Origin of the sequence: Sorangium sp. So ce693 (assembly GCF_051521375.1) — a bacterium.
Classification (GTDB): domain Bacteria; phylum Myxococcota_A; class Polyangia; order Polyangiales; family Polyangiaceae; genus Sorangium; species Sorangium atrum.
The window spans coordinates 8,112,367-8,131,367 of the sequence record NZ_CP150347.1 but is presented as its reverse complement, the minus strand read 5'-3'; the positions used below and the strand labels follow the sequence as shown (position 1 = coordinate 8,131,367).

General features: G+C 70.0%; 16 protein-coding genes. 7 read left to right on the top strand and 9 right to left on the bottom strand.

What is annotated here, in order from left to right; genetic code table 11:
- Nucleotides 1–79: 79 nt before the first annotated feature.
- Nucleotides 80–1,165 (bottom strand): P1 family peptidase, encoded by a 1,086-nt coding sequence (locus WMF14_RS30190; RefSeq protein ID WP_437804327.1) that lies wholly within the window; start codon nucleotides 1,163–1,165, stop codon nucleotides 80–82.
- A 489-nt stretch (nucleotides 1,166–1,654) separates the two neighbouring features.
- On the opposite strand from WMF14_RS30190, the gene WMF14_RS30185 reads away from it, so the two are divergent.
- Entirely contained in the window at nucleotides 1,655–2,932 is a 1,278-nt protein-coding gene (locus WMF14_RS30185) for a PAS domain-containing protein (protein WP_437791691.1), read from the top strand.
- Between the two features lie 99 nt (nucleotides 2,933–3,031).
- Here the strand turns inward: WMF14_RS30185 and WMF14_RS30180 are convergent, their stop codons facing one another.
- Nucleotides 3,032–3,892: a helix-turn-helix domain-containing protein gene (locus WMF14_RS30180; RefSeq protein WP_437791688.1), complete on the bottom strand. Its 861-nt coding sequence runs from the start codon at nucleotides 3,890–3,892 to the stop codon at nucleotides 3,032–3,034.
- Nucleotides 3,893–3,973: 81 nt separating this feature from the next.
- On the opposite strand from WMF14_RS30180, the gene WMF14_RS30175 reads away from it, so the two are divergent.
- Nucleotides 3,974–4,969 (top strand): quinone oxidoreductase family protein, encoded by a 996-nt coding sequence (locus WMF14_RS30175; protein WP_437791685.1) that lies wholly within the window; start codon nucleotides 3,974–3,976, stop codon nucleotides 4,967–4,969.
- A gap of 76 nt (nucleotides 4,970–5,045) precedes the next feature.
- On the opposite strand, the gene WMF14_RS30170 is transcribed toward WMF14_RS30175, so the two are convergent.
- From WMF14_RS30170 to WMF14_RS30160, 3 genes are all read right to left on the bottom strand, one after another.
- A complete protein-coding gene (locus WMF14_RS30170) occupies nucleotides 5,046–6,032 on the bottom strand; it encodes an HTTM domain-containing protein (RefSeq protein WP_437791682.1) in 987 nt (328 codons plus the stop codon).
- A 4-nt stretch (nucleotides 6,033–6,036) separates the two neighbouring features.
- On the bottom strand, nucleotides 6,037–6,825 hold the full coding sequence (locus WMF14_RS30165) for a DUF5819 family protein (protein ID WP_437791680.1): 789 nt from the start codon (nucleotides 6,823–6,825) through the stop codon (nucleotides 6,037–6,039).
- A 115-nt stretch (nucleotides 6,826–6,940) separates the two neighbouring features.
- Complete coding sequence (locus tag WMF14_RS30160; protein ID WP_437791678.1) at nucleotides 6,941–7,336, bottom strand: hypothetical protein; 396 nt, start codon at nucleotides 7,334–7,336, stop codon at nucleotides 6,941–6,943.
- 570 nt (nucleotides 7,337–7,906) lie between these two features.
- Between WMF14_RS30160 and WMF14_RS30155 the strand changes: the two genes are divergently transcribed.
- Complete coding sequence (locus WMF14_RS30155) at nucleotides 7,907–8,200, top strand: hypothetical protein (RefSeq protein ID WP_437791675.1); 294 nt, start codon at nucleotides 7,907–7,909, stop codon at nucleotides 8,198–8,200.
- Nucleotides 8,201–8,340: 140 nt separating this feature from the next.
- Here the strand turns inward: WMF14_RS30155 and WMF14_RS30150 are convergent, their stop codons facing one another.
- Complete coding sequence (locus WMF14_RS30150) at nucleotides 8,341–9,429, bottom strand: AraC family transcriptional regulator (RefSeq protein ID WP_437791672.1); 1,089 nt, start codon at nucleotides 9,427–9,429, stop codon at nucleotides 8,341–8,343.
- Nucleotides 9,430–9,670: 241 nt separating this feature from the next.
- Between WMF14_RS30150 and WMF14_RS30145 the strand changes: the two genes are divergently transcribed.
- Both WMF14_RS30145 and WMF14_RS30140 read left to right on the top strand, forming a co-directional pair.
- On the top strand, nucleotides 9,671–10,921 hold the full coding sequence (locus WMF14_RS30145; protein WP_437791669.1) for an esterase/lipase family protein: 1,251 nt from the start codon (nucleotides 9,671–9,673) through the stop codon (nucleotides 10,919–10,921).
- Nucleotides 10,922–10,984: 63 nt separating this feature from the next.
- Nucleotides 10,985–12,409: a transposase gene (locus WMF14_RS30140; protein WP_437791667.1), complete on the top strand. Its 1,425-nt coding sequence runs from the start codon at nucleotides 10,985–10,987 to the stop codon at nucleotides 12,407–12,409.
- Between the two features lie 11 nt (nucleotides 12,410–12,420).
- Here WMF14_RS30140 and WMF14_RS30135 read toward each other — a convergent pair whose 3' ends face one another.
- The 3 genes from WMF14_RS30135 to WMF14_RS30125 all read right to left on the bottom strand — a co-directional run bounded on the left by WMF14_RS30135 (nucleotide 12,421) and on the right by WMF14_RS30125 (nucleotide 15,083).
- Nucleotides 12,421–12,900 (bottom strand): YbhB/YbcL family Raf kinase inhibitor-like protein, encoded by a 480-nt coding sequence (locus WMF14_RS30135; protein ID WP_437791664.1) that lies wholly within the window; start codon nucleotides 12,898–12,900, stop codon nucleotides 12,421–12,423.
- An 83-nt stretch (nucleotides 12,901–12,983) separates the two neighbouring features.
- Nucleotides 12,984–13,664: an HAD family hydrolase gene (locus WMF14_RS30130; protein WP_437791663.1), complete on the bottom strand. Its 681-nt coding sequence runs from the start codon at nucleotides 13,662–13,664 to the stop codon at nucleotides 12,984–12,986.
- 75 nt (nucleotides 13,665–13,739) lie between these two features.
- The gene (locus WMF14_RS30125; protein WP_437791661.1) at nucleotides 13,740–15,083 is read right to left on the bottom strand and encodes an erythromycin esterase family protein; all 1,344 of its coding nucleotides are present in this window, start codon (nucleotides 15,081–15,083) and stop codon (nucleotides 13,740–13,742) included.
- Nucleotides 15,084–15,876: 793 nt separating this feature from the next.
- Here WMF14_RS30125 and WMF14_RS30120 point away from each other — a divergent pair.
- Both WMF14_RS30120 and WMF14_RS30115 read left to right on the top strand, forming a co-directional pair.
- Nucleotides 15,877–16,992, top strand: a complete 1,116-nt coding sequence (locus WMF14_RS30120) for a glucuronyl esterase domain-containing protein (RefSeq protein WP_437791658.1) — start codon at nucleotides 15,877–15,879, stop codon at nucleotides 16,990–16,992.
- 359 nt (nucleotides 16,993–17,351) lie between these two features.
- Nucleotides 17,352–18,890 carry a glucuronyl esterase domain-containing protein gene (locus WMF14_RS30115; protein WP_437791655.1) on the top strand — a complete coding sequence of 513 codons (1,539 nt, stop codon included), beginning with the start codon at nucleotides 17,352–17,354 and terminating at the stop codon, nucleotides 18,888–18,890.
- Nucleotides 18,891–19,001 lie beyond the last annotated feature (111 nt).

Sequence of the window (19,001 nt, the reverse complement as noted above, 5' to 3'; positions counted from 1 at the left end):
TGTTGCCAAAAGCGCCTCGTTGCGCCACGGGAAATGGCGGCGAGCTCTCGCGCCGGCCCGCCTGCGGCGGTCTCTTGCGTCATGCAGGGCGGGAGCGGCCGGACGGCCGCTGGACGCCGTGCCTCGACAGCACCTCACGGACGCGATCCAGCGGAATGGCATCCACGGTGCGACCGCTCCCCGTGGTGGTCTCGGCCGTGAAGAGCGAGTTGTAGATGGCCTCCTCCGTCGCCTCGATCACGGCCTGGAAGAGGGCGGACGTCTCCTGGTTCGAGAGCTCCGTGATCGCGAGCCGCTTCGCGCCGGAGCGGCGCCGCACCGAGGCGCTCGTCGAGAAGGCGATCACGTAGTCGCCGGAGCCGTTCGCGCCGGAGGATCCGGTGCGTGCCAGGCCCAGGATCGCGCGGGCAGCGAGTCGCCCGAGGTTGCGATCCGACAGCGGCGCGTCCGTCGCGACGAGGATGAGGATGGAGCCGTCGCCCGCCGCCGCCTCGACCTGCGACCGGAAAGCGTACCGGCCGAGCTCCTCGCCGACGGGCGCGCCCATCACCTGCAGCACGCCGCCGAAGTTCGACTGGACGAGCACGCCGACGCAGGCCCCGCCGAGCGACGCCGGCAGCACCCGCGAGGCGGTGCCGATCCCCCCCTTCCAGCCGAAGGCGACGGTGCCCGTGCCCGCGCCGACGCACCCCTCCAGCGTGGGCCCCTCCCGCGCCGAGCCCAGCGCCGCGCGCACGTGCTCGGCGGTGATCGGACGGAGCCGGACCGCGTTGAGCGCGCCGTCGTTGGTCTCGCCGACGACCGGGTTGAGCGAGCGCACCTCCTCCATGCCCGGCTGCGCCAGCATCCATTCGACGAGCGCGTCGGCGGCCCGGAACACGCAAAGCGTGGTCGTGAGGAGAATGGGAGTCTCCAGCTCACCCAGCTCGCGGACCTGGGTCGCGCCGACGAGCTTGCCAAACCCGTTGCCCACATGGATCGCCGCGGGGACGCGATCGAGGTAGAGGTTCCCTCCGTGGGGGAATACGGCGGTGACGCCGGTGCGGATCGCGTCCCCCTCGATCACCGTGGCGTGCCCGACGCGCACGCCGCCCACGTCGGTGATCGCGTTCAGCGGGCCCGGATCGAAGATGCCAGGCGCGACGCCGAGATCACGCGCGCGCACGGCGTCTCCCGCGGGCTCCGGGGATCCGGGCGCGAACGGCGCGCTGCCCGCCTCGTCCGGGCGCCGAGCGATCGGGCAGCGGCAGGACGAGGCGGCCGGGCGCGGCGTGCGGCCCGGTGGCGGCAGGCGACCGAGAGAGGTATTCGGCATCCACGGGGAGCATCGATATCATCGATATGATCATCGATACAAACGGTATCAATCTCCGTGCCAGGCGCGTTGGAGGCCGCCCGATCAGGCCGTGTCCTTGCCGGTGCACCGCGAGCGGCCCGAGCAGGGTTCGAGCGGAGCCCGCGCGCCTGAACAGGGTTTGAGCAACAATCGGTCTTTCCGGGGAGCTACGGCGCTACCTGTACGAAATTGTTAGATATATCACACGATGACGAGCGCATCACGATTCCCGGAGAGCGCGTTGAAAGGTTGGGGTATTCGACGGGTCGTCCGGCTCGGAGAGCGCTGGGCAGCTCGTGTCGCGTAGAAGGATCCCGAATGACCCTAGATCTCGATGGGCCCGGCCTGCACGTCGGCGCTGGTCCCCTGCCGCACGCTGGCGTCGACCCCCTGCCGCTCCTCTGCGCGCTCCCGGTAGCCGCCGCCGTCTTCGATGCAAAGGGAGCGCTCCGGTGCGCCAATCCTCGCCTCGAGCAGATCCTCGCGGAAGGCGCGCTCCCCGCCTGGCCGGTGTCTCCCGCGCACGCGCCGGCCGTCCTGCCCGCATCGCCCGAGGGGCTCGCCGGCGAGGCGCAGGAGGTGCTCGCAGCCATCCGCGCCGTCCTCGAAGGCGAGCGCGAGCAGGCCGGCATCGAGCTCCGGGGCGGCGCGCCCGGCGCGCCTTCCTGCGGGATCTCGGTCACGCAGCTTCGCGTCGATGGCGCGCGCGGCGCGCTCGTCTGCGTCCACGACCCGGCTGCGCCGCGCGGCAAGCCGGGGACGGTGCCTATCGAGAGCTTCCTCGACACCATCATCGAGCACGTGCCGGTCTCGGTCTTCATCAAGGAGGTGACGGAATTCCGCCTCGTCCGGATGAACGGCCATTACGAGAAGGTCTTCGGCGCCCCGCGGAGCGGCGTTCTCGGCAAGAACGTCTTCGACCTCTTCCCGCATCGACTGGAGGAGGCCAGGTGGCTCGATCGCATGGATCGCGACGTGATCGAGAAGGGCGAGATCGTGGACATACCCGAGTCGCGCATCGCCACGCCGACCGGGGAGCGGTGGCTTCACATGGTGAAGGTGCCCCTCAAAGACGAGCACGGCGTCTGCCGCTATCTCCTTGTCATGATCGAGGACATCACGGAGAAGAAGCGCGCCGACGAGGCGGTGCAGAAGGAGCTCGCGTGGTTCGCGACGCAGCGGCAGCTCCTCGACGTCATCCAGGAGCTGTCCACGCCGGTCATCCCGGTCCACGAAGGCATCCTCGTGGTGCCCCTCGTGGGGACCATCGACTCCGCCCGCGGCGCCCAGCTCCTGGAGACGCTCCTCCAGGGCATCGAGCGCCACAGGGCCGAGACGGTGCTCATCGACATCACGGGCGTGCCGGTCCTCGACGCCGACGTGGCTGACCGCCTCCTCCAGGCCACGCGGGCCGCCGCGCTCCTCGGTGCCACGTGCGTCCTCGTCGGGGCGTCACCCGACGTCGCACGGACGCTTGTCGCGCAGGGGATCGATCTGGGCAACCTCCTGACGCAGCGCGATCTCCAGGCCGGGATCCTCTATGCCCTCGCCCGTCAGGGCAAGGCGATCGTCCAGCAGCGGCGCGAGCGCCGCTGATCTCACGCCGCGGCTCGCCCGGCGCCAGGCTGGAGCCATGAAGGCGCGACGAGGGGGGCTGGGCGACCGAGTCTCGAGCGAACCCCCTGGATGGCGGCGTCAGATCGCGACGAACCGGTCCTGGCAACCCAGCGGCCGGTACACAGGCGCGATCAGGCTCGCCCCGGTCGCGCCGCGCAGCGCGGCGGGCGTCATTCCGGCATACCGCCGCACGGCGCGGCAAAGGTGGCTCTGGTCGGCGAACCCGGCGTCGGCGCTCAGCGCGGCCCACGACAGGTCCTGATCGAGGCGCTCCAGCGCGCGCTGGAAGCGCCGGATACCCTTCATCTCCCGCAGCGTCACCCCGTGGTGGCGCCGCAGCAGCCGCTCGGACTGGCGCAGCGAGACGCCCAGCGCGCGCGCCAGGCCGGCCGCGTCCCGGTCGGCGAGCCGGGCGTCGCGCAGCGGGGCTGGCGCCGCCGCGCGCGGCGTCAGCGCGGCCAGCCAGCGCCGCACCGCCAGCAGGCGGCCCTGCGCCGTGCCGGCGCGCTGCACCGCCGGCAGCAACCTCGCCACCGGCGCGGCGCCGAGGACGTCGCGCAGATCGACGCGGCGATCGACGAGGCAGGCGGCGTCGACGCCGAACCACTCGGAGATCGCCCAGGGCTCGATCAGGACGATCACGGCGTGCAGCTCGGCCGACAGCCGGTAGCTGAACGGCCGGGTCGCGACGCCGGACAGCCACACCGCGCCCCCCGCGCGGTCGTCGCGCTCGCTCTGGATCTCGCCGAGCAGGCCGATGCTCAGCACCGCATGCAGCGACGGCAAGGCGCACGGCGCCGGCGGGCCCCACGACGCGACCCGCCCCGCCACGTCGACGAGCCCGGTGACGCCGCGCTGGCCGCCCCCGGGCGCGGCATGCGCGGCCAGCTGCGGCGCGCGGAGGGGGCTCCTGGCGATGGTGAGCGTCGATGTCGACATCGTTCAATACAGGGCCGCCGCCGGCGGGCACACTGCGCCTGCGCCGCCGCACGCCGGCGTCGTTCGAGAGGACTGCAGCGAATGAAGGCAATCGGAATCCATCACCATGGCGACGCCTCGCAGCTCGTGCCGCTGGAGCTGCCCGAGCCATCGCCCGGACCTCACCAGGTGAGGGTGCGGGTGATCGCGTCGTCGGTCAACCCGGCGGACATCCGGGCGCGGTCGGCGGCGCCCGGGCCCCGCCGCATCGAGCGGCAGTTCCCGCTGGTGCTCGGCTACGACGCCTCCGGGATCGTCGACGCGGTCGGCCCCGGCGTCGACGAGCTCGCGGTCGGAGACGAGGTGTTCGGCTCACCCAGCCTGTTCGGGCAGGGCGCGAACGCGGAGCGGGTGGTGGCCGACAGCCGCACCCTCGCGCGCAAACCGGCGGCCCTCTCCCATGAGCAGGCTGCATGCCTGTCGCTCGCGGGCGTCACGGCCTGGGAATGCCTCTCGCGCGCGCGGCCCGCGCCCGGCGCCGCGGTGCTGGTCACCGCGGGCGCGGGCGGCGTGGGCCATCTGCAGCTGCAGCTCGCGCGTCACCTCGGGCTACGGGTGGTGGCGACCGCCAGCCGACCCGAGTCGACGGCGCTCTGCCGCGAGCTCGGCGCCGCGGTCGTGCTCGATCACACGACGCAGGACGTGGGCCAGGCGTGCCGGGATCTGACCGGTGGGGCGGGCGTCGCGGTGGCCTTCGACAACGCAGGCGGCCGCGCGCTGGATCAGGCGCTCGACGCCGTGGCGCCGATGGGCACCGTGGTGAGCATCGTGCCGACGCCCGCGCCGGTCGCGGACCGGCTGTTCATGAAGGCAGCGTCGCTCATCTATCATGTGATGGGCGCTGCCACGATCTGGCGGCTCGACCCGCACGCGCAGGGCCGCGCGCTCGCCGCTGTGGCGGAGCTGGCGGCGCAAGGCCACATCAGGCCCATCGTCAGCGCGAGCTACCCGGTGCGCGAGCTCTCGCAGGCCCACCGCGCCATCGAGTCGGGCCGCACGATCGGGAAGATCGCGATCCGCGTGGCGGAAGGCTGGTGAGGCTGGGCGGGGAGCGCTGGGACGCCGGCGGGAGGGACATGGCGCGGGCGCTCGAGCGCGCCTGCGCCACGCCGCGCTACTTCGTCTGGATCCGGCGCGCGGGCAGGAGGCGCCGGAGCGCGGGCGCCTCGAAGGACACGAGGCGCCTGGCGAACGCGCCGATCGACCGGTACTCCGCGTCCGCGATGAGCGCCAGCTCGACGCTGATCATGAAGGCGGCGAACGTGCCGAGCCCCATCATGACGGCGATGCCGGCGTGGAACAGGAACGCCGCGGCGAGCGAGAGCCTGCGTGTGTGCCGGTTCAGGGCGAACAGGAACGGGAAGCTGAGCTGGAACCCGACCGTCGCGTAGGTCAGCGCCGTCACCACCGCGACGCTGCGGGAGAGGCTGTCGCTGTGGCCGGGCCAGGTGAACTCGCCGACGCGGGTGATGTAATAAAGGGCCGTCCCGTTCTGCCACAGCTCCCCCTGCACCTTGTAGAGCCCTGCGACCCCGTAGACCAGGCACACCTGGACGGCGCAGGCGAGGATCGCCGCGTTGTGGAGCGTCCCCTTGATCCGCTGGAGGTCCCCGCCGCGCTCCCGCTGCGCGCGGAGGCGGTCGGCGTCGAGCGAGAAGTAGGCGCCGAGCTCGGCGAAGATGCCATAGAGGAGCGCGAGCCGGACGAGGTTGTCGCCGCCGTCGAGCAGGACGGGGTTCCGCTGATGCAGCGACCAGAGCCCGACATACGTGAGCAGCGACATGAGCCGCGTGCGGAAGCCGATGACCCACAGCGCCGCGAACAGCATGGCGAGGTGGAAGACGACCTCGAAGTAGAGCGGCGACCTGCTGAGCAGGTAAATCGAGAACGCGCCGGTGCTGTGGGCCTCCTCGAGCGACCGCGCGAATGGCCACACCCCCTCGGGGCCGTAGAGGTAATGGCGCTGGAAATAGTTGGCCAGGTAGAGGTGGAGGAGGGTCAACCCGGCGACGATCCGGAAGAGGCTGGCCCCGATCAGGCAGCGCTCGCGGCTCGCGAGCTCCACGACGCGGCCCCAGCGTGCGTTCAGCTTGCTCAGCATGGCGTCACCGCTCCTCCACGGCCGCTGCCCGGAGGGCCACGGGCGTCTGGCGTCTGTCCTCGGTCGCCGCCTCCAGCGGCGCCACCGGCTGATACGGAGCCCAGTCGAAATCGTAGTACGACAGTTCACCCTTCGCGTCGGGCAGGTCGCGCCGGGAGAAGCGCGGGAACTTCAGCACCGCCAGGCGCAGCCGCACCGCCGCGGTGCGGTTCGGGCCGAACAGCCTGTCACAGTGCGCGGAGCCGGCCCGCTCCAGGACGGTCTTGCCGAGCTGAAAGCCGGCGTCCTGCTCCTTCTTCACCTGGTCCCTGAGCATGTCGACCACCTGAGCATCGGCGGCCTCGGCGCCGCCTCCGCCCGCCTGCGCGCGGGCGCGCTGCTGATCGAGCTTCTTCGCCATCTGCAGCGACGTCGGATCGACGGTGTAGATCATGCGCGCAGCGCCCGTCACCGATCGTCCGAGGCGCGTCGCGGGGCCGAGGCGGTTCTCCAGGTGGGATTCCCAGTAAGGGGTCGTGATATCGGTCCACCCGGTCTCGGTCGTGCTCCCGTCCGGCTCGCGCAGGCGGCAGGCGACCATCACGAATCGCGTGTCGGTGATGGGATCGGGGGCGAAGAGGTGCCAGTTCTGCTGGAGGAACGGGTTCATGTACCCGCTGATGAGCCGCGCCAAGCGGAGCTGGAGCGGGTTCTGCGGCGTCAGGTAAGCGACTGTCATCGCGAAATGAAAACAGAGCGCCGCGGCGAGCAGCGCGGGCGCGGACGTCGAGAGCACACGGAGTAAACGGCGCATGGTTTCGTCCATCCCGGGTTCGGGGTCGTCGGAGAGAAGGCCGCGCGCGGCCGGAGCGCCGCGCGCGGCCCGTGGATGCTCCGGCCCCAGCGGGCCGGCCGGGGCGGGCGGAGCGCTAGTTGTCGAAGAGGATGTCGGCTTGACCCGGCGCCGGCGCGTCGTTCAGCGCGACGCTCCTCCAGCCTCCAGGGCCGCGGCCGTGGAAGCCCCCTGCGTTGGCCGTCGAGACGCCGAGGTTGCCGTACCCGCCGGCCTGGGCGACCGACGACTGGGCGACGGACCCCGAGGTCCCGATGGCGATGCCCGCGATGCCGATGTTCGTCGTGGTGGCCACGTTGGCCCCAGGGAACCCACAGTAATAGGCCACCTTCTCGGGGATCCCGGCGCTCGCGTTGGTCTGGAGGACTGAGCGGCCCTTCAGGCTCGAGGTGGGGAGCGTCGCCGCCTGGGCCATCGCCACGCCGACGAACAACGACATACCAGCGACCGCGGTGATGATCTTTCGTGTCATGTTCTTCCTCTTTCGTTCGATCTTGTGATGGTTGATGGTCGGAGAGGCCAGACACGCCAGCTGCGTTTGCCGGCCGCGCGGAGCCCCTTTGTTCGAGGAGCTCCGCAGGACTCGGTGCATCGAGCCAGCTCGCAGGCCATCTGCCCCTGTGTGTGCCTGCTCCTTGGCGGAAGAGCACTCGTCGTGCCAGCCGTGCTCACCGCTGGTGCAGCGCGCGCCGCGCGCTCTGGCCGCGCCAATGTGAGGCCGCGGCCGCTCGGCGGCGCCGCCCGCCCGCGGGCGGTTTGCGTGTTCGAGCAAACGATCGCGCGCAACCCTTTGCTCGGATTGTCGCGTTCGAGGCAGCGATCTCGCCGCCTTGGGTGATGGCGTGACAGGCGAGCTCGACCGGAGCAGCCGGGCTGGCTCCGCCGTCCGAACACCGCAGACACACGCGGGGCAGCGCTCCCGTACCCGTCACGACGGCGCGAGCGCCGCCGCCGTCCGCGCCATTCGGCACGCCGCGTGCCTCGGCCCCTGGCGACCCATGATGCCCATTCATGGAAGCATCGCTGATCAGGAGGAGTGAAGATGCGCGGTACGCTGTTATCGGTGTTCGGGTTGTCGATGCTGCCCGCGTCCACGGCGCTCTGGACGAGCGCGGGCGCGGAGCCTGTAAACCGCAGCGCCTCGGCGTCGATCGACGCCGAGGCGCCTGATCCTTCGCAGGCCAGCGACGCCGAGGTCGCGGCGGGCGCCGAGGAGGCCTCGAGCGCCTCGTGCGTCGCCACCTGCCCGAAGGGCGATAAAGTCGTCACGTGTCCCGAGGGAGCATGTCAGTGCCACTGTGACGATGACGGTCGCCCGGTCTGCAAGTGCGGTTGAGCGCGGGCCGTTCAGGATGACCGGGATGACAGGCGCGTGAGGCTCCCGAGGTGCCGCAGCGGGCTCTCGAGCGAGCCACGATCTTCATCGCGGATGCGGCGCGCGAACGTCGCGCTTTTCGATCCGCTTGCGCTTTTCGATCAACGCACGCGGCCGCGGCTTCGCATCGTCACGCGGCTCAAGAGCGTCTGGGAGGGGCTCTCATGGAAGCGCTTCCTGTACTCGACGCTGAATCGCCCCGCGCTCCGAAACCCCATCGCGCTGGCGACCCCCGCCACGGTCGTGTCGGGGAGGGCGGCGAGGAGCATGTGGCGCGCCTGCTCGAGCCGCCGGATCTTCAAGAACCCCATCGGCGTGACGCCGCGCGCGGCGCGAAACGCCGCCTGGAGCGAGCGGGCCGGCGCCCCCGCAGCGGCGACCACGTCCGCCAGCGTGATCGCCTCGCCGGCGTGAGCCGCGATGAAATCTTCGGCCCGGCGCACGATCGCCGGAGCGATGCGCGGAGGCGCGCGCTCGAACACGTGCGAGCTCGTATGGCGCGGGATGGTCACGAGCGCGGTGAGCAGCACCTCGTAGAGCAGGGGCCGGACGACGGGCGTGTGCGCGGGAGACTCGATCTCCTCCCGGAGCGAGCGCACGATCCCGTGGAGCGTCGCGCCGCCGCCCACGGCGAGATCCAGCTCGGGCTCGAAGGCGATCGCCGCGCGCGGCGCGTGGCCCGTGAGCAGCGCGAAGTGCACCTCGAGCGCGGATCGCTCGACGGCGATGCTTCGCCCCCTCCAGCCCGGCGGCAGCCGGACGCTCCCGGGCCGCTCTGGGATGAACAGGACGGCCCGCTTCTGAGGTCGGATCGAGAGGCGCTGCCCGCCGAGCTCCACGTCGGCGTCGCCGCTGCCTGCCCCGCCGAGCCCGAGCGCGTACCGATCGCGGAGGGCGGCTCCTTCCAGCCGAGCGCCATGGACCCAGTCTGCCGTCACGAAGCTCACCGGGCCGACCGTGACCATACCGATGTCGCACGCAAACGCGTGTGCCTGGAGGGGCCGAAGCGCGGCTCCCGGATAGAGGCGGGCAATGTACGGGGCCGCCTCGTCCGGATCGGAGGTGCGGATCCGGGAACGCGCCACCGGAAGCGGCGGCGCGGCAGGGGGGCGCGCCCTGGGGGCCGGCTCCGCGCCGCGGTGGGTCTGCGATGAGCGGGCGAGACCTGGCTTCGATTTGGCGTGAGTCATCGGCGAATCTGGTCTGGATTGAACGTCTCCCGCGGCGCTCGAGGCGCCGGCGGTCATCGGGATTCGTGCCCGGGCGGGGCGCCGCGGGTGGTGATCGAAAAGTGCAGGATCGATCGAAAAGCGCAGGAAATTTGCGCACTGCGTCGACGCCTGTTGCTGCGGGAACATAGGAAGGAACAGGATGCGAGCCAAGCGCTTCTGAGGCGAGCGGCGTGCGCGGATCTCCCAGACGAGGGCGTACATGACTCACATCTTTCTCGTGCCAGGCTTCATGGGGTTTCAGTCGTTCGGCGAGTTGACCTATTTCCGGCGCGTACCGGAGATGCTGGCGCGGCGCCTCCGCGAGCTGGGGCATGAAGACGTCCAAGTGCACGAGTGCCCCACCATCCCCAGCGGATCCATCGCGCGCAGGGCGCAGCGAGCGCTCCAGTTCATCGCGGATCGCGGCGGGGCTCAGGCCGAGAGCATCCACATCGTCGGCCACTCGACCGGTGGGCTCGACGCGCGCCTCGTCGCGGCCCCGGGCGTGAGGCTCCTGCCGGGCGGGATCGAGGAGGAGGTCGGCAGGCGTATCCACTCCGTGATCACCGTGTCGACGCCCCATTATGGGGCGCCGCTGTCCAAGGTGCTTATGGCGATGCCGTTCCGTCGCGCGCTCGAGACGATCGGCTTCATGGGGCGGAACCCGCGCGGTCGGGTCGCTCTCCTGGCGCTGGCGCGCGTGATGGAGATGGTGGCTCGCGCCGACGACTGGATGGGCCGGACGGATACGTTCCTGGACGTCGTGGTGAACAGGGTGCTGAAGCGGATCGGCAAGACGAGCGACGACCCGGTCTGGGAGTTTCTGCACGAGCTCTCGTCGGACCAAGGCGCGACGATCCAGCTCACGATGGAGGCCATGCACCTGTTCAACGCGGCGGTCGCCGACCGCCCGGGGACGCAGTACAGCTCGCTCATCACGGTGGCTCCGACGCCTCCTGGCTCGTTCCGCCGCGCCGATTTCCTCTCTCCGGTGAAGGCGGCGTCCGCCCTCGTTTTCTGGGTGCTCTACCGGATCGCCGCGTCGGTATCGAAGCAATACCCCTACACCGCGCTGGACATCGAGGCCCTCAAGCTCAGCGAGCACTCCGCGCCCGTCTCGATCACGATAGCATCGAACGACGGCATCGTCCCCTGCCAGAGCCAGGCGTATGGCAAGGTCCTGGACATCGTGCTCGGCGACCACCTCGACGTGGTCGGGCAGTTCCCGGGCTCAGGGGGCGACGCCCACGCGGACTGGCTCCCCTGCGGCGCGAACTTCGGCGAGGAGCAGTTCTGCAGGGCGTGGTCCCGGGTGGCCGAGGAGATCTCCAGGAACACGCCGGCGACGCGGCGGCCGGCCCGGATGCCCGCGAGCCTGCCCGCGCCGATCGTGAGCGTCGCGCGCGCGAGCAAGGCCGTATCGGCGAAGAACGGGAAGGCGAAGCCGAAGCTCGTGCCCGTCGCCAGCTGACGTGTCCCCTGGCGAGCTCGATGGACGGCCTGCTCGGTGGTTTCTCGGTCTGGAGGGTCAGGTATGCTGGATTCGGTCTGGAGCCCGTTTAAGCTGAATGATCCGGACTCGTTCGAGAACCGCACGACGGACTTCGTCAAGAGGTGGACGGGGATCTTCGACAAGACCCTCGTGCCCTACCACAGGGCGGAGGTGCGCGGCCTCGATCGGATCCCCCGTCAGGACGGCCTCATCTACGTCGGCAACCACAACGGCTACCCCTACATGACGGAATTATGGCTCTTTCTGGCCGGGCTCTTCAACGAGTACGGCATGAGCCGATATCCGTACATTCTCACGCATCAATTCTCGCTCAAGCTGCCGTTCGTGAACCAGCTCTTCACCGGGATCGGCGGCGTGCGGGCGACGGCCAAGAACGCGATTCGCGTGCTGGAGCGCGGGAGCCCGCTGCTGGTCTATCCGGGCGCGGACGCCGAGCTGATGCGCCCCTACCGGGAGAGGACGCGCCTCCGGTTCAACGGCCGCACGTCCCACATCCGACTCGCGCTCAAGCGCAACGTGCCGATCGTCCCCGTCGCCGGCGTCGGCGGCCACTCGACGGCCATCATCCTCGACGATCTGCCCTGGCTGGCAGAGGCGATCGGCGCCAAGAGCAGGCTTGGTGTCCACGCGTGGCCCCTCATCCTGAGCATCCCCTGGGGACTGACGCTGGGCCCCGCCATCCCGCCGTACGTCCCGTGGCCCTCCAAGATCATCCTCGAGGCCCTGGAGCCCATGGCGTGGAAGCGAAGCGCTGCGGGCGCCGAGAGCGAGAGCCGTGTCGCGGAGTGCGCGGCTCAGGTCGAGCAGGCGATCGAGAGCGCGATGGCGCGCCTGGAAGCGGAGCGGCTGGCGCGCGAGCGGCCTCCTCTCGACGTGGCGAAGGACGCCGCGCTGAGGTCCCTGCGCTGGGTCGAGGAGCAGATCAAGCTGTTCGTCCGCTGGCTGGCCGCAGTGATGGAGGGCTCGCCGGGGCTATCGGGCAGGCGCGAGGAGCAGCGAGAGGCGTCGTCGGCCGCCGCCCGCGTCCGGTCGGACCTCGCCCATGACATCGACCTCCTTCGCGGCATGCTGGAGCGGACGGGGCGCCGCGCCGCTGGCGCCGTGGCCGCCGCCGGATCTCCGCCGCCGGGCACGGCCCGCCCCTCGATGCCGCCTGCTGGCGAGCCTGAGGGCCCGCCTGCCACCGCGTCGCGAGCCGCGTCGGCGCCCGCGAGATCGCGGTACACGGAGAGCGAGATCCGCGCGGTGCTCGAGCAGGTAAAGCACGGGAAGACCGTGGCCGAGGTCTGTCGCGAGCATGGGATTGCCGCCGGCACCTTCTATCGCTGGCGGTCACGGTACCTGCCGGCGAGCGCGGCAGCGGGCCTGCCGGCGCGATCCGATCCGGATCGCAAAGGCATGCGACCGGCTCGGCAGGGTGTCGCGCCAGCGGCGCCTGCTGGATGAGCGCTCGGCTCCTACGGGCCGCCCCTCTTCTGGTACGTCCCGACGAGCTCGACGCGCGCGAGGACGTGTCCCTCCATCGCCTTCTCGACCTCCACCTTCGTGAGCCCGTCTCGCGAGGGCAGCACCGTGTCGAGCGCATACAGCTTGAAGAAGTAACGGTGTTTGCCGATCGGCGGGCACGGGCCGCCGTAGCCGGCGCGCTTCCAGTCGTTCCTTCCCTCGAGCGTGCCCGCCGGCAGGTTGGCCTTGCGCGCGCCCTCGGGCAGGCCGCCGGCGTCGGGCGGGATGTTGTAGAGCACCCAGTGGACCCACGTCGTCTTGGGGGCGCGCGGATCGGGCGCGTCCGGGTCGTCGACGATGAGCGCAAGGCTCCTCGTGCCGCCGGGGACACCCGACCAGGAGAGCGCGGGCGGCACGTCCTTGCCCTCGCAGGTGTGCACGATCGGGATCACATCGCCATCGTGGAAATCGGGAGATTGTAACGAGAGCATCGGAACACCTCGCCTTCAGAGCCTCCCTGAGGCTCATGCCTGAACTCCGCCGCCGCGCGCGGACCGCCTTCACCAGGCGGCCCTCAGGGCAGGACGCCGAGCTCGTCGAGCGCGGCGCCGAGCTCCGCGGGGTCGCGGTACACCCGGTACGCCCCCGCCGCGAGCAGCTCGTCCTGCCCGTACCCACCGGAGAGCAAGCCGACCCCGAACATGCGGGCTCGGCGCGCGGCGAGCAGGTCCCACACAGAGTCGCCGACAACGTAGCAGTCCTCGGCCGCCACCCCGAGGCGCTGCTGGCAAGCGAAGAAGAGATCGGGCGCCGGCTTCGCGCGGCTCACGTCGCCGCGAGCGACGACGACCATGTCCGGCGGGAGCTCGAGCGCCGCGAGCGAAGCGTCGATATCCGGCCGCCGTCCGGAGGTGGCGATGCCGTGCGGCACGCCCGCCTCGCGCAGCTGACGGAGCAGCGCGACGGCCCCCGGGAGCGGGCGTCGCTCCGGTAGGATCTGCTGGAAGATCGCGCCGTGGCGTTCCTGGACGAAGCGCGCCTGCTCGGCCGCCAGCGGATAGCCGACCTCGCGCGCGACCGCGCGAGCGAAGAGCCCGCCGCTCATCCCGATGCGCCGGTGCACCCGCCAGGCGTCGATCGGCATGCCCGCCTCGGCGAACGCGCGCTGCCACGACAGGACGTGGGCGTAGACCGTGTCCACAAGGGTCCCGTCGAGGTCGAAGAGGATCGCGTACACAGCGCTCTCGCGGTTCACTGGATTCACCTCCTCCGGCGCCGGGATGCCCGCGCCCCCGGCGCGCTTTGCGCTGCGCGCGCCATGCCGCCGGCGTCACACGCCGGTGGGGTAGGTCTCCGGCGGCTCCCTCTCTGCCCGCGGCGCGAGGTGCAGGGGCCGGACGGCCTGTGACTCGTCCACGAAGAGGAGCGCGTCGTAGCGGCGCGGCAGCACCGTCGGCACGTAGTTCCCGTACCAGTCGTACTCGGGGTGGTAGACGACGCCGACGGCGCGGTGGCCGCGCCAGGCCAGCGACTCCTGCGGCAGCCGCCCCGGCTCGAAGATCAGCAGCTGATCCCGGCCGCCCGTCTCGTGCAGCAGGTCCTCCCAGCTCTCGGGCCGCCCGACCGGCAAGCGCATCACCTCCATCGGCGCGTCCCACTCCCGGGCGGCGATCACCGTGCCGCGGTGGGTGCCGAAGGCGACGAGCGCGACGCGCTCCTCTCCGTGGCGCTCGCGGGCGAGCTGGCCGAGGTTCACCTCACCCCGCTCCGCCATGTCGGTGAAGCGCGAGTCGCCGATGTGCGTGTTGTGCGCCCAGACGATCGCGCGCCCGCGCGGGCCGTGCTGCTCGATCAGCCGATCGAGCGTCTCGGCCATGTGCCGATCGCGGACGTTCCAGGACTCCGCGTCGCTGCGCACCATCGCCCGGTAGTAGGCCTCGGCGTTCTTGACCACGAGCGCGTTCTGCTCGGCGACGAAGTGCCCGTCGCGCCCGTCGGCGCCGAACGCCGGCGCTCTCCTGCGCACCTCGGCGAGCAGCCTGACGGCCTCCGCCTGGCACGACTCCGGTACGAGCACCGTCGCCCTGGCGTACCCCTGGGCATCGTCGGCATACGGCTCGAAGCAGCGGAGCGCGCGCCGCGCGGCCGGAAGCGCGTCGGGCGCGGCCCCCTCCAGGTAGCGCATGACCTCGCGGAGCGAGTCCCAGAGGCTGTAGACGTCGAGCCCGTAGAAGCCGACCCGCTGCTCCTCGGACCGACCCTCGTTGTACCTGCGCAGCCACTCGATCAGGTCGGCGACCTCCTCGTTGGCCCACATCCAGGTCGGCCAGCGATCGAAGGCGCGCAGCACCGCGCGGGCGCTGCTCCCCGCGTCCGCGTAGCCCTTCACATACCGGTTGACGCGGTAGCAATCGGGCCAGTCGCCCTCGACGGCGATGAAGGAGGCGCCCGCCTCGACGATCAGCCGCCTGGAGAGCTCTGCGCGCCACGTGTAGAACTCGCGCGTCCCGTGCGTCGCCTCGCCGAGGAGCGCGCAGCGCGCGGCGCCGATGCGCTCGATCAAGGGGTCGAGATCGGCCGTGGAGCGCAGCGGCCGGGCCAGCGCGCGGAGCCCGGCCAGGAGGTCGGGCGTCGCGCGCGTCCCCGGCTCGATGAGGCGTCGCAGCCGCGCCATGATGGGATCCTCCTGGGGCACCGCGGCGGAACGGCAAGCTCGCGCGGGGGAAGGGCGCGTGTGCAGGCCGCCTGGCGGCGGAAGAAGGGCCGCCCGGCGCCGCCGAGCCCGTGCCTCCGCGGGCGCATCGCCGCCGGAGTCCGGTTCGTCCTTCGATCACGAGCAGGCGATCAGACTCTACGTGAACGCGACGCGACGCGACGCGACGCGACGAAACAAGTCTTGCCCCAAAAGTGTCGCTTCCTCGGATGTCCCGCAGGTGTGAGCTTTCGTGATGTGTTCCCGGAGACGAACCGGATGGATGACATCGACTACAAATTTGTTGAACATTTGCATCCTGACCAAACGCTGCCCGCTCCGGTCGTACGATTCATAGCGATAAGCGTGATCGAACCGCCCTCCGCCGGGAATGTGCACTCGAAACATGGAGGCCTTCATGTCTGTCCGTTCTCGTGCCTCGCGCAAGTTAACCGCTCTCGCGATTCCCGTCCTCGCCCTCTTGAACTTCCCTGGCTGCGCTTCAGAAGTAGGATCCGGAGGTGCCGGGGGAGATGCTTCGGGCACAGGCGGCGGGACGCCGAGCGGGAGCGGGGGAGTCACCACGGGTGGAGGCTCCGCGACCAGCGGTGCTTCCGCGACCAGCGGAGCCGCCAGCACGGGCGGCGGTGCTCCGACGGGCGGAGCCGGCACGGGCGGCTCCCCGACTGGCGGGGCCAGCGCGACCAGCGGGACTGGCGGGGCCAGCGCGACCACCGGGACTGGCGGCGGCGCCTTCACGTGTACCCTGCCCACGTTGCCTGAGCCGAGCGGTCTGACCGAGGTAAACGAGAAACTCCCGGATCCATTTACGTTCTTCAACGGAACGAAGGTCACCACCAAGGAGCAGTGGGAGTGCCGCCGCAAGGAAATCCTGGCAATGGCAGCCAAGTACCTCTACGGTCCAGTTCCCGCCGAGCCGGATGAGGTGACCGGAACCGTATCCGGAGGTAACGTTTCAATCACCGCCAAGGTGGGTGGAAAAACAGAGAGCTTCTCGGCGACTATCAGCGGATCCGGCAGTGTGATCGCCCTCAAATTGTCGGGTGGGATTTTCCCTTCGGGCAGTAAAACGCTGTCGTTTGGGAGCGGCTTCGAGGGCAAGATTAGAAATCTCTTCGGCTTGTCCGAGGTCAACACCAACATCGCCAACGGGTGGATGATTGACCGGGTGATGGACGTGTTGGAGCAGAACCCGGGCAGCGGGCACGATCCCACGAAGGTGATGGTGTCGGGGTGCTCCGGGTGCGGAAAAGGTGCTTACCTGGCGGGTGTCTTCAGTCGTGCACCGGTGGTCGTCATCGTGGAGTCGGGCGGTGGTGGTGTAGCCAACCTGCGTCAGGCAGAGTGGTTCAGGCACGGTGAAGGTGGTTCTGTTTGGCAGTGCTCAGACGCCAAGCCTCAGAGCATCGACAACCTTGAAGACAGCGGCATCTGCGGACCCTGGGTGACCAGTGCAGCCCGTTGGCTCCGGAGCGACCCCTCGAAGGTGTACAACCTCCCCTTCGATACGCATATGCTCCTGGCGACCATCGCTCCACGGTATCTGGTGCACTTCACGAATGCCAATGGCAAGAACTCATGGTGTCACCTGGGTGGAACCTGTGAGGCGCTCTCCGCATGGGCAGCAAAACCGGTATGGAAAGCGCTCGGTGTCCCGGAGCGCATGGGTTTTCAGATGTACAGCGCAAACCACTGCGGCGCATCGGCCTCTCAAACCGCCCTTGCAGGCGAGATGTTCAAGCGAGCGTTCGAGGGCAACACCAGCGCAAACACGGACGTGTTGAACATCATGGACAATGGCGTTCAGCAGCCGGTCAGCGAATGGAAAGACATGTGGATTGACTGGGATATGGATACCGTGCTGCAGTAGTGATGCCCTTGGGGGGCATGAAAGCCGTTCTGGCCTTGCCCCCCATTCGGCGTGGTTCCCGGGCGTCGGTCATTCGCCGGCCAGGCCCGGCTCGCTCGCCGGCGACGAGCACGAGCACGAGCAGACGACCAGACGCTGCGAGATCGCGATGGGCGAGGCCTTGCTCGAAAAATGTCACCTCATCGGATGCCCCCCGGGCGCACCTTGGGTGCGAGGCGTCCCCGCAACCGATCAGAGTGAATTACAGCGGTTGCATCCAAGGTGGATATCTGCCGCTGAGTTGAAGACCTCCCACGCCGGCGATGCGATTCCCAGCCGTAAGCGTGATCGAACCGTCGTCCGCTGGGAATGGGCGTCCCATGATGTCGTTCCGATCAAACTTCTCCCAGCTTCTCCCCCTGACCGCCCTCCTCCCCCTGTTCGTCGCGTGCGGCCCCAGCGATGGTGGCGTCACAGTTGATGAGGATGACACCACCACCACCACCAGCTCCGGCGGCCCGCCCAGCGGCTCTTCGTCGGCTGGCAACACGTCGTCCGTGTCCGGCACCGGCGGCGGCAGCACCAGCGGCGTGACCTCGGGAACGGGCGGTCCGTCGACGAGCGTTTCGGGGGCCGGTGGGTCGGACCCGACGGGCGCCGGCGGCTCGGACCCGACGGGCGCCGGCGGCGCTGACCCGACGGGCGTTGGCGGCTCGAACCCGACGGGCGGCGGCGGCTCGAACCCGACGGGCGGCGGGGACACGACGCTGGTCGGAGTCGAGACCCCCGGCGAGGACTGTGCTGTGCCGAAGATGCCCTCCTTCGGCGAGCTGAAGGCGTACGACAAGCTGCACGATCCCTTCACCATGCTGGATGGTACGAAGGTGACGACACGCGCGCAGTGGGTGTGCCGGCATCGTGAGATCTCCGAGCTGGTCCAGCACTGGGAGACCGGCCCGAAGGAGGTGAAGAAGGCCACCGTCAAGGGCAGCTTCGCCGGCGGCAAGCTGACGATCAACGTGAGCGGCGGCGCCCAAAATGTCTCCTTCTCCGTGAGCATCTCCCTGCCCAGCACCGGCTCACCTCCCTATCCTGCGCTGATCGGGCTCAGCAACGGCTCGCTCGACAACAACCATCTGAAGCAGATGGGCGTCGCGATCATCAACTACGATCACAACGGGGTGCAGCCGGAGAGCGACCGGAGCGGCGGCATCTTCTCCAAGTTCCATGGGAACGCGGAGAGCGGCGCCCTGATCGCCTGGGCCTGGGGCGCGAGCCGCATCATCGATGCCCTCGAGTCCACGCCCGACGCGCAGATCGATCCGAAGCGGCTCGCCATCACGGGCTGCTCCCGCAACGGCAAGGGCGCGCTGATGGTCGGCGCGATGGATTCGCGCTTCGCGCTGACGATCCCGCAGGAGTCTGGCTCGGGCGGCGTGGCGGCGTGGCGCGTCTCGGAGGTCGATAACAAGGGCCAGACCGGCAGCGCCGGCGTCCAGAACCTCACGAGGACTTACGGCGAGCAGAAGTGGTTCAGCAAGACGATCGAGCAGTTCGGCAGCGCGGTGACCAAGCTCCCGCTCGACCACCACCAGCTGGTCAGCATGGTGGCGCCTCGCGGCCTCCTGATCCTCGGGAACCTCAACTACGAGTGGCTGAGCACGAACAACGCAGATCAGGCCGGCGGAGCCGCCAGGCTGGTCTACGAGGCCCTCGGCGTGAAGCAGAACATCGGGTACGTCGACAGCGGGCACAACCACTGCGGCACGGACTACAAGAACGGCGAGCAGGCCGCGATCGACGCCTTCGTCAAGAAGTTCCTGCTCAACGACGCCAGCGCGAACACCGACGTCTGGAAGCCGAAGAACGAGCTCGACAAGGCGAAGTGGGTGGAGTGGACGGCCCCGATGATCCCGTGACGGAACGTCGTGGCTGAGTGAAGGGCCCCGAGCACCGAAGGTGAGGGGCCCGGCGGCCCGGTCATGAGAACGCGTGGCCGGGCCGTTCTGCGAGGCATGGCCGAACCGCCC

Bases quoted from the DNA above. Each gene is read 5' to 3' on its own strand.
- WMF14_RS30185 (WP_437791691.1), top strand. From the start codon at position 1,655: ATGACCCTAGATCTCGATGGGCCCGGCCTGCACGTCGGCGCTGGTCCC.
- WMF14_RS30180 (WP_437791688.1), bottom strand. From the start codon at position 3,892: ATGTCGACATCGACGCTCACCATCGCCAGGAGCCCCCTCCGCGCGCCG.
- WMF14_RS30175 (WP_437791685.1), top strand. From the start codon at position 3,974: ATGAAGGCAATCGGAATCCATCACCATGGCGACGCCTCGCAGCTCGTG.
- WMF14_RS30170 (WP_437791682.1), bottom strand. From the start codon at position 6,032: ATGCTGAGCAAGCTGAACGCACGCTGGGGCCGCGTCGTGGAGCTCGCG.
- WMF14_RS30165 (WP_437791680.1), bottom strand. From the start codon at position 6,825: ATGCGCCGTTTACTCCGTGTGCTCTCGACGTCCGCGCCCGCGCTGCTC.
- WMF14_RS30160 (WP_437791678.1), bottom strand. From the start codon at position 7,336: ATGACACGAAAGATCATCACCGCGGTCGCTGGTATGTCGTTGTTCGTC.
- WMF14_RS30155 (WP_437791675.1), top strand. From the start codon at position 7,907: ATGCGCGGTACGCTGTTATCGGTGTTCGGGTTGTCGATGCTGCCCGCG.
- WMF14_RS30150 (WP_437791672.1), bottom strand. From the start codon at position 9,429: ATGACTCACGCCAAATCGAAGCCAGGTCTCGCCCGCTCATCGCAGACC.
- WMF14_RS30145 (WP_437791669.1), top strand. From the start codon at position 9,671: ATGACTCACATCTTTCTCGTGCCAGGCTTCATGGGGTTTCAGTCGTTC.
- WMF14_RS30140 (WP_437791667.1), top strand. From the start codon at position 10,985: ATGCTGGATTCGGTCTGGAGCCCGTTTAAGCTGAATGATCCGGACTCG.
- WMF14_RS30135 (WP_437791664.1), bottom strand. From the start codon at position 12,900: ATGCTCTCGTTACAATCTCCCGATTTCCACGATGGCGATGTGATCCCG.
- WMF14_RS30125 (WP_437791661.1), bottom strand. From the start codon at position 15,083: ATGGCGCGGCTGCGACGCCTCATCGAGCCGGGGACGCGCGCGACGCCC.
- WMF14_RS30115 (WP_437791655.1), top strand. From the start codon at position 17,352: ATGATGTCGTTCCGATCAAACTTCTCCCAGCTTCTCCCCCTGACCGCC.